This window comes from Streptococcus sp. Marseille-Q0941 (assembly GCF_943736975.1).
Taxonomy (GTDB): domain Bacteria; phylum Bacillota; class Bacilli; order Lactobacillales; family Streptococcaceae; genus Streptococcus.
In genome coordinates, this window is sequence record NZ_CALSFO010000003.1 from 505,111 (window position 1) to 519,864 (window position 14,754).

Below are 14,754 nucleotides of genomic sequence, written 5' to 3' on the forward strand. Positions count from 1 at the left end.
TTACTCCATTCTTCTTTTTTGGGCAATTAAGCGTTCAAGCTCTTCTAAAGCAGTATCTGTATCTCCTACATGACTAGCTTCCTGAACTTTCTTTTTGATTTGCAAGTTTTGTTGATTCAAAAGAGCACGTTTTCGAGACTCTTCTACTTCTTTTAGCTCTTCTGGAGACATTTCAGAAGGTAAATCCAAAGACAATACTTGATACCAAGCATTCTCAACTTCTCTGGTCTGATTTGCCAAATCTTCTGAGGAGATTGTACCATTATCAATCAACAGCCCATACAAGGTTTGAAACTCAGGTGTCTCAAAGACAAAATCATCTCTTAAGCGATAATCATTGAGAACTAATGGATGCTCCATCATCCGATAGAGAATATGTGCTTCAGCTCTCATCACAGCAGTTAACTGTTTTGTCACCGACATAGTGATAGGTGTCGGGTTAGATACCTGTTTAACCTTTTCTTGTCTCTGTCTGACACGGCTTTCATTGATAATATGCTCGACTTGTGGATAATCAAAAGAAGGTAAATGATCAGTTAGTAAATGAATATAAGTATTTTGAGCTGTGATAGATGGTTCTTTTACGATAAGAGGTGCAATTTTCTCTATAAAATCAATTTGTGCTTGGAGATTCTCAATGTTCTTAGGTTTAAAATGATGAATATAAAACTCAATCGGACTGATACGAGTATTGGCCAAGAGATAAGCCAGGTCTTCTGCAGAATTTTTCTGCAAGTATTCATCTGGGTCCATAGAATCAGGGATTTGAACAATCTGAACTGTTAAATCACCTAGTTCCTCAAGAGCTTTGGCAGTTGCTGCCTGCCCTGCTTTGTCACCATCATAAGTGATAATCACTTTTTTAGTAAATCGTTTGAGATGCTCAACATGTTCACTGGTTAGAGCCGTCCCCATGGATGCTACTGCATTTTCAATACCAGCACGGTAGGCCGCAATGACATCCATAAAGCCTTCCATCAGATAGATTTCAGGAGCCTTGCCCGAGCCTTTTTTTACCCTCTCCAAATGATATAATTCGTAACTTTTATTAAAAATTGCCGTCGCACGACTATTTTTATATTTGGCAGTTTGAGAATCTGTCTCTTGCCAAATTCGACCAGAAAAGGCGATCACCTTTCCTTGATCATTAGAGAGTGGAAAGATAATGCGGTTATGGAAGGTATCAAAGAATTGATTATTATCCGAAAGATAAAACAGACCTGAATCCAGCAAGTCCTTTTCACTATAATCGTCTCGCAAACGTTGATAAAGATATGAACGTTCAGCGGGTGCTAGACCTATCATAAAGTGTTTAATGACATCATCAGTCAAACCACGTTTATAGAGATAGTTTCTAGCTTCCTCACCCACCTTCGTTGTCATGAGGATCGCATGATAAAAGCGTGCAGCCTTGTCATGCATATCATAGAGGTTTTGATGGGGTGACGTATGTGGGACAGAGTTAGTTACTGGAGTTTCAAGGTGCATTCCAAGACGTTCGCCCAAAATCCTTACTGCATCCGCAAAGGTTACTTGTTGATACTCCTCGATAAACTTAAAAACATCTCCAGAACGACCACATCCAAAACAGTGGTAAAATTGTTTATCTTCAACCACGTTAAAGGAAGGGGTCTTTTCACCATGAAAAGGACAGAGCCCTAAAAAGTTCCGTCCAGATTTTTGTAAAGAAATCACTTCTCCTATGATTTCGACAATATTGGTATTGTTTTTGATTTCTTCGATGACTCTCTTGTCAACCATATACAATACCTCCATTTTATCACAGTTTACTTTATATAGTATAGCTTATTTCTGAAAAAAAGTAAACCATTTCATACTCTTTACATGAGACTATTTCATAGAATATCGGCATTTTTTGGAGTAAAATATTAGGAAAATACACATTTACTTAAAATTGAAAAACTATCATTAAAGAAATCTCTATTAGCTTCAAAAACAAAAAACTTAGTGGTGAAATTTTCCCTCTAAGTTTTTTGTAAATGAGAAATCTTACTCAAACAACTGATAGTAATCTGAAATCTTCATTTGGGATTTTTCATCCTTGTTCAAATCTTGGATGATACGTCCATCTTTCATAACAATGAGACGATTTCCATACTTAAGAGCGTCTTCCATATGATGTGTGATCATAAGCGCAGTCAGCTTGTCCTTTCTGACAAAGTCATCTGTTAATTCCATCAAGGCCACACTTGTTTTAGGATCAAGAGCTGCTGTGTGTTCATCCAATAACAGAAGTTCTGGACGTTTTAAGGTTGCCATTAAGAGACTCAAGGCCTGTCTTTGTCCACCTGACAAGAATTCAATCGGAGTATCCAAGTGTTTCTCTAAGCCATTTCCAACTTTCTCAATGGTTGCTTGAAATTCTTCTTTGTAAGCTGATAGTCTTCTTGGAAATAGACCACGTTTTTCTCCACGAAACTTAGCAATCAAAAGGTTTTCTGCAACGGTCATACGTGGAGCTGTACCCATCTTGGGATCTTGGAAGACACGGGAAAGGTACTTGGCCCGTTTTTCAGGACTAAAATTCGTCACATCCTCCCCCATGATTCGAATACTACCACTGGTTAAAGGTAAAGTTCCCGCAATGCTATTAAAGAGTGTTGATTTCCCCGCTCCATTTCCACCTAAGATTGTAATGAATTCATGTTCGTAAATATCAAGAGAAACATCGTTTAGGATAATCTTCTCCTCGTCGAAGCCATTTTTAACAATTTTTGTGGCATTTTTTAATTCTACAATTGCTGTCATTTGCTTAACTTGACTCCTTTCAAGTATTTATCCTTAAGGGTTGGAATGACTAGACAAGTTGCTAGGATAAGAGCACTGTATAGACGGAGATAGCTAGTATTAAAGCCAAGAGCAATAACTCCCCATACTAGGAATTGGTAGCTAATAGAACCAACAACAATGGTCACCAAGCGTTCTGCTAGAGTCAAACTCTTAAAGAGAACCTCACCGATAATCAAGCTAGCAAGACCAACAACGATAACTCCTATACCTCGAGAAACATCCGCATAACCTTCTTGTTGAGCGATAAGAGCTCCTGCAAGAGCTATGACACCATTTGATAAGACCAAGCCCATCAGCTCCATTCGGCCAGTATTGATACCAAAACTACGAGCCATATCTGGGTTATCCCCTGTAGCAATATAAGCCTGCCCAAGTTTAGTATCTAGGAAGAAAAGCATGAGAATGATAACCAAAGTCACAAAAATCAAACCTGTAAGTAATTGATTAACTTCAGATGAGAAGGGAAGAACATCTTGGATTTGCTTTGTTCCCAAAAGTCCAAGATTGGCACGTCCCATAATCATGAGCATGATAGAATGGCAAGAAGTCATCACCAAAATACCAGACAAGAGTGTTGGAATCTTTCCTTTCGTGTAAAGAAGACCAGTCGCTAAACCTGCAAGACAGCCTGCTCCAACAGCTACTAAGGTAGCAAGAAAAGGATTAATCCCCTGTGTAATCAAGGTAACTGCTACAGCTCCTCCTAGCGGGAAGGAACCCTCTGTTGTCATATCTGGGAAATTTAGGATTCTAAAGGTCATAAAGATTCCCAGGCCTAATATAGCCCATACGAATCCTTGTGAGATAATCGATACTAACATGTTTCATTCATTTCCTTTATCTTTAAAAATTGGAGGAGATGTCTCCAACTCCTCCTTTATTCTTATTCAATCACTTGCCCTGCTTCTTTTAGAACAGACTCAGGAATGGTGATTCCAAGTTCTTGCGCTAGTTTTTTGTTGATAACTGATTTACCAGTTGAGAAGACATTGACTGGAGTATCAGCTGGTTTTTCACCCTTCAAGACTTTAGCGATCATCTTACCAGTAGCCACACCAAGATCGTGTTGGTCCACAACGACTGATGCCAAACCACCTGCTTCTACCATGGCAGTCGCACTTGGGTAGATTGGTTTTTTAACTGTTTGGTTGCTTGAAACTACAGTTGAGAATGCTGATGCGATTGTATTGTCAATCGGAACCCATATTGCATCTACTTTTCCAGTCATGACATTTACTGTAGAAGCAATTTCGTTAGTAGACGGAACTGCAAAAGTTTCTACCTTTAAACCAGCTTTTTCAGCGTAAGCCTTGAACTCTTCAACTTGTGATTTAGAGTTATCTTCACTGCTTGAGTAAAGAGCTCCGATTGTTTTGACATCAGGAGTCAATGTTTTAATCAATGCAACCTGTTGTTCAGCAGGGTTATGGTCAGATACCCCTGTGATGTTTCCACCTGGTTTTTCCAAGTTTTGTACAAGGTTAGCTCCAACTGGGTCTGTGATAGCTGCCATGATAACAGGAAGGTCTTTTGTTGCACTTGCTAAACCTTGAGCCGCTGGTGTCGCAATCCCAACAACAACGTCATTTCCATTTGACACCAATTGTTTACTCATTGTGGCAACCTTACTTTGATCACCTTCCGAGTTCATAAAGTCAATTTTAACTTGATCGCCCTTATAGCCTTCTTCAGCAAGCCCATCTTGAATCCCTTGGTAAATCAAGTCGAGTGATGGGTGGCTGACGAACTGTAGAACACCAACCTTAGCCACTTTATTTTCTTGTTCTGTTTTAGTCTCTTGTTTTGTGATGCTAGAGTAAATCAAGCTTCCACCAACTACAAGTCCTAATGCTACAATAATACCAATTAAACGTTTGTTCATACTTATTTCTCCTTATTTCACTTAAACTTCGTAATGTTCATGTCACTTTCAATATAACTTTACCAAGCGACGCCATCGTTTAAATTCCATCATATACCTCCTAAACAAAAGAAAAAGTCCTCACACAAAAAACTTGTGTGAGGACGTCGATGCGCGGTGCCACCTCAATTATAGGGAATCCTCCCTATCTCTCAATCTCGCTTCACGAGTTGCACTGTAAGGTGTGCGCACCGAATTCTTATGATTTCAAATTCTTTATAACATTCAGCCCAATTTTCATCACTTTCATCTATCTGTTTCCACCAACCACAGACTCTCTAAAAAATTTTAATGATTACTTTCTGAATGATTCGATTATATCATTTTAAAAATGCTTGTCAAGGGTTTTCATGAATTAGTTAAAGAAATTATGAAAATTCCTACGGTTTTTGGTAAAAATAGCTTGTATTAACCAGAATTACGCAAACCTGTTGCAATTCCGTTAATGGTTGTATGAATCAATCTTTCTTCGTCTGCCGACAATTCGCCACGACGTTGACGTTTAATCAACTCCAACTGAATGTAGTTAAGGATATTAAAGTAAGGCATGCGATAGTTCAGACTTTCTTTCAAATAGCTATTTTCTGCCAGAAGCTCCTCATGACCTTCAATAGCCAAGATAACGTTCTTGGTTAATTGCCATTCATCTAGGATGGTGTAATAAATCGCCTGCACTTCTTCGCTTTCGCAAAGTTTAGCGTACTCAAAAGCAATATTCATATTTGATTTTGACAAGACCATATCCACATTGGAAAGAAGTGACTGGAAGAATGGCCAATTTTGATACATTTCTCTAAGCGTTTCAATATTTTTAGGATCTTGGTCAATAAATTCCTTGAAGCTTGAACCAACACCATACCATCCTGGGAACATGACGCGGCTTTGTGACCATGAGAATACCCAAGGAATCGCACGTAAACCACTGATTTCAGTAATCGTTTTACGGGCTGCGGGACGAGAACCGATATTGAAACTTGAAATAGCTTTGATTGGACTAGATTCAAAGAAATAATCATAGAAAAGCTCATTTCCAAATACGAGTTCACGGTAAATATCGTAACTACGTTCTACTACTTGGTCCATGATAGCTTCATAACGGTTTGAAGTATTGGTATCACTCTTTTTCTTGGTTATCATACGGTTGATAGCTGCAGATACCAACATTTCAAGATTATAGTAGGCTGCATCCTTGTTTCCGTATTTATTCCCGATAACTTCACCTTGTTCCGTCAAGCGAATGCGATCCTTGATAGACTTAAGGGGTTGGGAAGCAATGGCATCATAAGTAGGACCACCACCACGACCAACAGTACCACCACGACCGTGGAAGAAGGTTACTTTGACACCAAACTCGTCACCTATGGCAGTCAATTGTTTTTGAGCCTTATAGAGGGTCCAACAAGATGAGAGGTAACCGCCATCCTTGTTACTATCAGAGTAACCAAGCATAATTTCTTGGTAGTTGTTTTTAGAAGCAATCCACTTCTTAGCAAGTGGTAGAGAGAAATACTTTCTCATTGTTTCTTCAGAATGGTCCAAGTCCTCAATCGTCTCAAAGAGTGGAACGATTTGGACACGTGCTTTTTCATTATCAACAAGCCCTACTTCTTTAAGCATAATGGCCAATTCTAGCATATCTGATACGCTAGTCGCATGAGAGATAATCGTTTGACGAATGACATCTTCTCCCAAACGATCTTTTAATTCACGGGCCGTTTGGAAAATAGCTAATTCTTTCTCAAGAAGTTCAGACTTTTCAGCGTGAGTCGCAGACAAGATTCGAGGATCCTCTAACAATTCATGTAAAAGTAACTCACATTTTTCATCTTCTGATAAATCACTATAGTGATCATTAATTCCAGCAGATGCTAATAATTCTGCAACACAGGCTTCATGCACACTAGAATCTTGACGCATATCGATAGAAGCCAAGAAGAACCCAAAGACTTCTACTGCTTCCAAAAGCTCAGCAAATTCTCCAGTAAGCAAGGCTTCTGCCTTATTCTCAAGTAATGAACCCTTAATGATAGCTAGGTCTTGTTTAAATTCTTCAATTGTTTCGTAGTACGGAGGACGATCTTCAGCCAATTCTTGAACGGCTCCTGAGAGGCGATTACTAATATAGTCAGTAACCACACCTTGTTGATGTCCTTGAGACCCAAATAGTCGTTCAATATGATGACGTTCATCAGCTGATGAACCAATAAGAGCCCACTCTTTTAGATTCAAAAGCGTTTGAATCAATTTTGATTGAATAAAGTGAAAAGCACGGCGATAAGGTTCTTTCTCACGAAAAACAGATGTATCACGAGATTGAGCTGCCATTTCTTCAACAGCCTTGCTTGTCTTAGATAAATTGGTAGATAGAGAGAAAGTACGATAGAGACTAGAAATCTTGCTGATATAGTAGTTCAAGATCACTTCACTTTGAATGGTAGCAGAGCGCATGAGTGTTTCAGCGGTTACAAATGGATTTCCATCTCGGTCTCCACCAATCCACATTCCCATGGTGATAGGTTTGGCTTGTTTTAGGTCAATTCCTTGTTCTCTTGCAAGACGCTTGTATTCTAACATCAAGTTTGGTACAGCTTGAAGAAAGGAACTATTGTAGTATTCCATCACGTTTGTGATTTCATTCGTTACTTTTAGTTTCTTCTCTCGAATCATATCCGTCTGCATGATAATCTCAATGTAACGACGAAGATCATTGTACCATTTTTCTTTATTAATCAGACCCATTTTCACATCACGATATTTACGTAACAAGGTATGAATATGATTGGTCAAGTCCAACATACTCTTACGTTGAACCTGGGTTGGGTGGGCTGTCAAAACTGGCACTACATTTAGTCGTTCAAGAATCTCAGCAGCATTTTCCTTTTCAGCTACCATTTTAATGGTTGTTGACAATTTACCAAGATAATCTTGGTCGATATTGTTTAGATGGTTAATCTCGTATGCCAGGTCAACGTCTTCAGAAATGTTAATCAAAAGTGGCAAGATAGAGAAATATCTAGAGATATAGACCATTTCATCATTAGTAAGACTTGTAACTACTTTATCAAGCCCTTGATAGTCTAATTTTGATGACAACTCCTTTAACTGAATGATCTTGTCAAAGGTCTCAGAAGGAAGCATATTTTTCGTAATATCTTCAAGTAAATCTGTCAAGATTTGAACTTCTTCCTGGACGACAGTTTTGTTCCTATTATTTTCTAGTTTTTGAAGAGACATAATTTTCTCCTTATCACTTTTTCTTAAAGCTGTGATTCGTATTCACTATAAAGTTTCGCTCGTTTTTCACTAGCATCAATATTTAACACAAAGGCGATGGCTACAGATAGAACTAGGAGACTATTTCCCCCTTGAGAAAGGAATGGGAAGGTTACACCTGTTGAAGGGATCAATCCTGAGATTCCCCCGATATTGACGAATACCTGAATTAAAATCATCCCACCGATACCAATGGCTACCATTGAGTTAAATGGATTCTTTGCTCGAACCCCCACCAAGATGATGCGAAGGATTAGGAAGAACACGAGAGCTAAAATAAGACTTGCGCCAACAAATCCGAATTCTTCGATGACGATGGAGAACACAAAGTCCGTATGAGCTTCAGGAAGATATCCTCGTTTTTCGATAGAGTTCCCTAATCCTAGACCAAACCATCCTCCATTAACCATAGCATAATAAGAATTCGCTAACTGGTGTCCTGCACCAGCAACATCATCAAATGGGTTAAAGAAGGCACTGAATCGCTTAGCTACATATCCAAATACTGGAATTTTAGAAACCTTATCAACACCAATCACTTTAATAGCTGTCAGTGTCACAGTAGCTAGAGTCGTAAGTATAGCAAGAATCGTTGCAAACCATCGATGAGCAATTCCACTAATTGAGTACATCAGTAATGATACCAAAAATAGGATAGTAGCATTTCCAAGGTCAGGGAAAATAGCCAAGCTACCAATCATTACCAGAAGTACAAAACGCCAGTCATTAAACGATCTTGGGAGCCATTGATTTTGAGTTAAAACTTGGAAATCATAAACGCCAATCTCTTCTTGTTGTTTTGAAAAACGTTGTGCCAAGTACCAAATGATAATAATTTTCAAGTACTCTGCTGGTTGAATGGTAATTGGTCCTACCTTGATCCACCCGTAGGCTCCATTAATAGGAATCCCAATCAAACGAGCTAAAGCTAATAAAATGAGCTCAGAAAACATAACGATGAATAACAATCGCTCGTTGCGAAGAAATCCTAGCTTCAACTTATAGATTACTGCAATCAGTAGTAAACTAACGAACCAAAACAAGCCTTGATTTCGCACTAATTGAAAGGCGCTCTTACCCTCTTGAATTAAGGATGCACTCGTTGTCGAATAGACCACTATCAAACCCAGAACGGATAAGAGAATATAGGGCACTAAAATGGAATAATTCAACAGGTGCCTTTTACTAATTTTCATACTTCACCATCTATTAAATTTTTATTTTCTATTAATTCTAGTTTTAATAGCTATTATACCATTTTTTAGACTAGAAAAAAACTCTTACCCGTTAAAGCCTAGAATTTTAACTTTGAGAATTCACAAAACATTTATTAATATTTTTAACTATTAGCTAAGAAAACTTTAAAAAAACTCTACCTTTCGTGAGTTGAAAGATAGAGTGTTCATCTTTAATTTGAAGATGTTGTTGTAGTTTCAGTCGCTGCTGATGTAGTTGTAGTTGTTGTATCACTTTGAATGTACTGAGTAAAGATATTTTGGAAGGCTTGGTCTTTGACCTTGATATTTGCTGCCTGCAACTCTTTACTAATTACACCTTGAACAAAAGTAGAATCATTTTGTTTTTGAGTCAGGATAACTGTCTTCAATTTTTCTTTATAATCTTCCCAGTTAGAAGATTTTTCTGTTTTCTTAGTTAATTTTACAATATAAAAGCTGTTTGAATAAGCTTGTGTACCTGGAGCTGTAATCACATCAGAGATTCCATCAACATTAAGGGCAAAGGCTGCTTTTTTAACAACGTCTGGCAATTCTGTTGATGCAGAGTCAAAAGTGATTTCTCCACCATTTGCTTTTGTCTTTTCGTCTGTTGAATTATCCTTAGCCAATTGGGCAAAGTCAGCTCCAGATTCTTTTGCTTTGGCTAGTACTTCTTTAGCCTTATCCTCACTGTCAAGTTTAATAACTTGAGCTGTAACATCTGGTGTGTACTCATTGTAAGCTTTCTTGTAGTTTTCATCTGTTAATTCTGCTTCAGCTGCCTTTTTCACAGCATATTCTACCAACTTACTTGTCCGAATTTGTTGTTTACGGCTTTCAGCAGTCATACCTGCACGAGCCAATACAGTTTGGTAACTATCACCGTATTTCTTTTGTTCTTCAGCTACTGCATCATCAACATCTTTATCACTAACTTCTGAACCATATTGTTTTTCAAAAACCTTTTGAATCGTCATGTTAAGCAAGACTTGTTGAGCAGTTGGATTATTCTTAACTTCTTCAAAGAATTGATGTTCAGTGATGACATCACCTTTCATGCTAATTAAATCAGCTCCTTGAGAACTAGTTGAACATGCAGCTAAAGTAGCTACTGACAATAATGTAACGGCACCAGCCAAAAATTTTTTCTTCATGTTTACTCCTTTTTCTAAAAACGGTCGAAATTTTCTCTAGACCGACTCAATCATTATACCATATTTTATAGCAGATAACTTAAATAAGACTAAAAATACTAGCTTTTAAATGTTTAACGATTCAATTTTTTTCATTCCAAAAAGAACCTGAACAATCGTTCAAGTCCTTTGTTTGTCTTGTATTATTTTTTAGTGACGTCCTTTGTAAGTTAGACCTGCTAAGCCAAGACTTGCAAGGAGAAGACCTACTAGAGAAAGTGAAGAACTTTGTTCACCCGTGTTTGGAAGAGCTGGAGTTTCTTTTTTCGACGTAGGTTTGTCAGCTTTAGAGTTTGAAGTTTGCCCAACAGGTTTGACAGGAGCTGTTGGAGCAGTATTCGAATTAGTTTGTGGTTTAAGCTCTGGCTTAACTTCTGGTTTTGAAGTATCAGAAGGTTTAGGTGCCGGTTTTACTTCTGGTTCCGGAGTCGGAGTTGGCGTTGGTGCTGGTTCCGGAATCGGAGTTGGCGTTGGCGCTGGTTCCGGAGTCGGAGTTGGCGTTGGTGCTGGTTCCGGAGTCGGAGTTGGCGTTGGTGCTGGTTCCGGAGTCGGGGTTTGCGTGGCTGCTGTTTCCGGAGTCGAAGTTTGCGTTGGTGCTTGTTCCGCAGTCGGAGTTGGCGTTGGCGCTGGTTCCGGAGTCTGAGTTGGCGTTGGCGCTGGTTCCGGAGTCGGAGTTGGCTCTACTTTCTTGTACTCTAGAAACATATCATTGTATCCATCTCTAGAACCATAGAAATACTCGTTGGCTATGTCATATGTCATGTCATAGTTTGGCATCCAGCTATACTTGGAAGTTATCTCATATCCATCAATATTTTTATAGATATTGATGGTCTCCCCAGGGTTTATGGTGCCCGTCATTTCATCAGCAATTTGCACTGCTGCTTCACTATCGTAATAAGTGATGCGGAATTTTAACGGCTCCTGTTGTTCTTCGGCTTTTACAACACTAGCTCCAAAAACAGGCGCATTAGTTAAAGCTGGAGCAACAACGCCAAGAGCAGCAACAGAAAGCAAAGAAACACCAAGTTTGGTCACTTTATTCGTTTTCATAATTTCCTCCTTAGGAATGTAGTATTACTTTTTAGGTGGGCAAATACTACAAAATCCTAATTTTTTTGATTTTAGTATTTCGAAAATACACCTCAAGCGCTTGAGCGACAAGGGTTTTGGTGTATCGCGTAAGGACCGTTAAACGATACACTATGGTTGAGGTCGAAATTTGTTCTGTTTTTGCAATTTTTCTTATGCTTAATCCACCTACCAAATACTGCTGAATAATTCTCTCCTCCTTCTTTTTCGAAATTCGCTTAGCACCCAGTTTGACACCTTTTTCCTTAGCTTTGCGAAGCCCTTCACGAGTACGAAATCGCAAGTTTTCCAGCTCACTTTCTGCCACAAATCCTAAAATCATACAAAGTAACCTACCAATGAGCGAATCGGTTTCCAGCTTTTCATGTAAACTGACTAGCTGGATATCCGAATCATTAAATTGTTCAATCAGTTCTAGCAATTTAAACATGGAGCGCGTAAGCCTATCAAGCTTGTAGATGGTGAAAGTGACTTGCGTTCCTTTTTTCGAAAGCGTTTGAGCCAATTTTAAGGCCTTTTCGAGTTCTGGACGTACATTGTTGGAAACCAGATTCACGCTCGATAAAAAGCTGGTCACAATGCTTGAGAGCATCGATTTGCACCTCTAAGCCCAAATCTTGCTTGTGGGTTGAAACGCGTGCATAGCCAATATTGATGATGTTTTGAGACATAAAAATCCTCCTGTTTTTGATACAGAAGGATTATACGATTTTTAATATTATTCCATTTCTGGTAAAGTTACATTTTCCACATTCTTTCGTAGCATGAGAATTCCGTCTCCAAGTGGAACTAAAGTCGCTGTTAGACCTGGATTGTCCAACGTTGCGTCGAACAGTCTTTGCAAACCACGGTAAATGGTTCGTTGACCCCGACGGACTTCCTTGATATCCTTGGCAATATCTCCGCCTTGGAAGATATCATCCAAAACAACCACTCCACCAACTTCCAAGTGTTTGAGGATTTCAGGCAGAAAGACGATATACTTGGACTTGGCCGAATCCATAAAGACAAAGTCATAAGTTTCTGTCAGAGTAGATAAAACATCGACTGCATCTCCCTCTAAGAGGGTGATTTGCTTACGACTGTCAAACTGGGCAAAGTTTTCCTTGGCAAAGCCTATCATCTCAGGATTACGGTCAATGGTTGTAATATTAGCATTTGGCGCATGTTCCGCCATCAAGAGGGCTGAAAAGCCAATAGCCGTTCCGATCTCCAAAATATTCTTAGGCTGCATGGTTTCCATGAGAAAACGAAAGTAAGCGACCGTTTCATGGGGAATAATGGGAATGTTTTCCTTGCGAGCGAAGACTTCCAATTCTTTCAAGGAACCTGTCACCTGCTTTTGACGCTGGCGCATAAGTTCTACGATTTCTTCCTTGACGACGGGACGTCGCATATTATGATTGGCATTTTTACTATAAGACTCTACCATCTTATGCCAATCCCAATTTTTCAACAAGAGCTTCAAACTCATTTAAACGGCGTTCAAAGACTGCAAAGGCGTCGTTGAGGTAGTCTTCTTTTTCCATATCCACTCCCGCTTTTCTCATGACATTGAGTGGATAGTCTGACTTCCCTGCTTTGAGGTAGTCGATATAGCGGTCACGATCTTCTTGACTTCCATGGACAATCTTTTCAGCTAGGGCTGAAGCAGCAGCAAAACCTGTTGAATATTGATAAACATAATAGTTATAGTAGAAATGAGGAATACGAGCCCATTCATATTGAATTTCAGGGTTGTCTTCTTTTTTCAAACCATAATATGTTTCATTCAAGTCAGCATAAAGCTCATTTAAGAACTCACTAGTCAAGACTTCTCCATTTTGGTCAGCTTGGTGAATGGCGTGCTCAAATTCCGCAAATTGGGTTTGACGGAAGACCGTTCCTCGGAAGCCGTCCAAGAAGTTATTGAGAATTGCAAAGCGAGTTGCATCATCTTCAACTTCCTCTAACAGTTTTTCCGTTAGGATATTCTCATTAGTTGTTGAAGCAATTTCTGCTAAGAAAATTGAATAGTCTCCGTAAACGTATGGCTGAGTTTCACGCGTGTAGCTCGAATGCATACTATGACCAGTCTCATGTACAAGTGTGAAGAGATTGTCTAAGTTATCCTGCCAGTTAAGAAGCATAAAGGCGTTAGTATCGTATGATCCACCTGAATAAGCACCTGAACGCTTGCCTTGGTTTTCATAAACATCAATCCAACGTTCGCTAAAGGCACGTTTAACACGAGCCAAATAATCATCACCAAGAACAGCTAAAGCTTCTTCGGCTTTCTTCAAGGCTTCTGGATAAGTAAAACTATATTCAACCGATGAAAGTGGTGTGTAAACATCGTACATTTTTAGATCTGGTATACTCAAGATTTTTGAACGAAGGTCAAGATAACGTTGCAAAAGTGGCAAATGCTTACGAACTGCTGCTACTAGATTGTCATAGACACTTTCAGGGACAAAGTTGGCAGCGAGAGCTGCATGACGAGCACTCTTATAGTTACGAACTCTGGCACGGTAGTTTTGAACCTTAACATTTGTCTGCAAAGTCTTAGCATAAGTGTGTTGGTATTGTTCATAAGTAGCGTAGAGGGCTTCATAAGCTCCACGACGTACCTCACGGTTCTTAGATTCTACCAAACGCATATAAACGCCATGTGACAATTGAACTTCGTTGCCATCTTCATCTTTAACAAATGGAAAAACAATATCCGCATTGTCTAAGATAGCGAAAGTTTCACTAGCAGCTCCAAAGATTTCACCAGCACCTGCTAATAACTCTTCTTCACGTTGTGAAAGAACATGGTCTTTCTTTTGCAAGAGCTTGTCAAAAAAGTGTTTGTATACTTGGAGCTTCGGTTGAGCTTCTAGGAAGGCTGCATACTGCTCTTGACTAATCTCCATAAACTCAGGTTCGTAGAATGAAAAGGCCTGTTCTAACTGACTGTAGAGGGTCATAGCCTTGGCATAGTACTCCTGATACTTGGCTTCACGTGTGTCTTGGTCATTTTTCATATGAGCGTAGACATAGAGTTTTTCAAGACGACGGCTCAAATCCAAATAACGCTCTGTAATGGTAAGAAGACTTTCTGCACTATCCAAAAGATGGCCCTCAAGAGAAGCTGCTTGTTTTGTCTCTTCGGTCAAAAGAGCTAGTTCTTCTTCCCATTTTTGGTCTGTTTTAAAGACTGTTGATAGATCCCATGTATCTTTTTCATTGATTTCATTTCGTTGTAATACCATAAATTTCCTCC

Annotated in this window: 10 protein-coding genes, 1 pseudogene and 1 other annotated feature; all 11 genes and pseudogenes read right to left on the reverse strand. The window is 39.1% G+C overall.

Annotated elements, in window-relative coordinates; all coding sequences use genetic code 11:
• Positions 1 to 1,761 (reverse strand): DNA primase, encoded by a 1,761-nt coding sequence (gene dnaG, locus NGI26_RS04415; protein WP_251936548.1) that lies wholly within the window; start codon positions 1,759 to 1,761, stop codon positions 1 to 3.
• Between the two features lie 249 nt (positions 1,762 to 2,010).
• Positions 2,011 to 2,769: an ABC transporter ATP-binding protein gene (locus NGI26_RS04420; RefSeq protein ID WP_251936551.1), complete on the reverse strand. Its 759-nt coding sequence runs from the start codon at positions 2,767 to 2,769 to the stop codon at positions 2,011 to 2,013.
• On the reverse strand, positions 2,766 to 3,632 hold the full coding sequence (locus NGI26_RS04425) for an ABC transporter permease (RefSeq protein ID WP_251936555.1): 867 nt from the start codon (positions 3,630 to 3,632) through the stop codon (positions 2,766 to 2,768). The genes NGI26_RS04420 and NGI26_RS04425 overlap by 4 nt, the downstream gene beginning before the upstream one ends.
• A gap of 62 nt (positions 3,633 to 3,694) precedes the next feature.
• Positions 3,695 to 4,693: a tryptophan ABC transporter substrate-binding protein gene (gene trpX / locus NGI26_RS04430; RefSeq protein ID WP_251936558.1), complete on the reverse strand. Its 999-nt coding sequence runs from the start codon at positions 4,691 to 4,693 to the stop codon at positions 3,695 to 3,697.
• Between the two features lie 136 nt (positions 4,694 to 4,829).
• Positions 4,830 to 5,051, reverse strand: a binding site (T-box leader).
• Between the two features lie 89 nt (positions 5,052 to 5,140).
• A complete protein-coding gene (ppc, locus tag NGI26_RS04435; RefSeq protein ID WP_251936570.1) occupies positions 5,141 to 7,966 on the reverse strand; it encodes a phosphoenolpyruvate carboxylase in 2,826 nt (941 codons plus the stop codon).
• Between the two features lie 23 nt (positions 7,967 to 7,989).
• Entirely contained in the window at positions 7,990 to 9,201 is a 1,212-nt protein-coding gene (gene ftsW, locus NGI26_RS04440) for a cell division peptidoglycan polymerase FtsW (RefSeq protein WP_251936573.1), read from the reverse strand.
• 212 nt (positions 9,202 to 9,413) lie between these two features.
• Positions 9,414 to 10,376, reverse strand: coding sequence for a peptidylprolyl isomerase PrsA (prsA, locus tag NGI26_RS04445; RefSeq protein ID WP_251936576.1), 963 nt, complete (start codon positions 10,374 to 10,376; stop codon positions 9,414 to 9,416).
• Between the two features lie 189 nt (positions 10,377 to 10,565).
• Entirely contained in the window at positions 10,566 to 11,468 is a 903-nt protein-coding gene (locus tag NGI26_RS04450) for an LPXTG cell wall anchor domain-containing protein (protein ID WP_251936579.1), read from the reverse strand.
• A 46-nt stretch (positions 11,469 to 11,514) separates the two neighbouring features.
• Positions 11,515 to 12,178 (reverse strand): annotated as a pseudogene (locus NGI26_RS04455) (recombinase family protein).
• Positions 12,179 to 12,225: 47 nt separating this feature from the next.
• Positions 12,226 to 12,939, reverse strand: coding sequence for an O-methyltransferase (locus tag NGI26_RS04460; protein WP_251936582.1), 714 nt, complete (start codon positions 12,937 to 12,939; stop codon positions 12,226 to 12,228).
• Position 12,940: 1 nt separating this feature from the next.
• Positions 12,941 to 14,743: an oligoendopeptidase F gene (gene pepF / locus NGI26_RS04465; RefSeq protein ID WP_251936586.1), complete on the reverse strand. Its 1,803-nt coding sequence runs from the start codon at positions 14,741 to 14,743 to the stop codon at positions 12,941 to 12,943.
• Between the last annotated feature and the right edge of the window lie 11 nt (positions 14,744 to 14,754).

Excerpts from the sequence above, each read along its gene's own strand:
- NGI26_RS04450 (WP_251936579.1), bottom strand. The coding sequence starts at position 11,468 with ATGAAAACGAATAAAGTGACCAAACTTGGTGTTTCTTTGCTTTCTGTT.
- ftsW (WP_251936573.1), bottom strand. The coding sequence starts at position 9,201 with ATGAAAATTAGTAAAAGGCACCTGTTGAATTATTCCATTTTAGTGCCC.
- NGI26_RS04420 (WP_251936551.1), bottom strand. The coding sequence starts at position 2,769 with ATGACAGCAATTGTAGAATTAAAAAATGCCACAAAAATTGTTAAAAAT.
- pepF (WP_251936586.1), bottom strand. The coding sequence starts at position 14,743 with ATGGTATTACAACGAAATGAAATCAATGAAAAAGATACATGGGATCTA.
- prsA (WP_251936576.1), bottom strand. The coding sequence starts at position 10,376 with ATGAAGAAAAAATTTTTGGCTGGTGCCGTTACATTATTGTCAGTAGCT.
- dnaG (WP_251936548.1), bottom strand. The coding sequence starts at position 1,761 with ATGGTTGACAAGAGAGTCATCGAAGAAATCAAAAACAATACCAATATT.
- NGI26_RS04425 (WP_251936555.1), bottom strand. The coding sequence starts at position 3,632 with ATGTTAGTATCGATTATCTCACAAGGATTCGTATGGGCTATATTAGGC.
- trpX (WP_251936558.1), bottom strand. The coding sequence starts at position 4,693 with ATGAACAAACGTTTAATTGGTATTATTGTAGCATTAGGACTTGTAGTT.
- NGI26_RS04460 (WP_251936582.1), bottom strand. The coding sequence starts at position 12,939 with ATGGTAGAGTCTTATAGTAAAAATGCCAATCATAATATGCGACGTCCC.
- ppc (WP_251936570.1), bottom strand. The coding sequence starts at position 7,966 with ATGTCTCTTCAAAAACTAGAAAATAATAGGAACAAAACTGTCGTCCAG.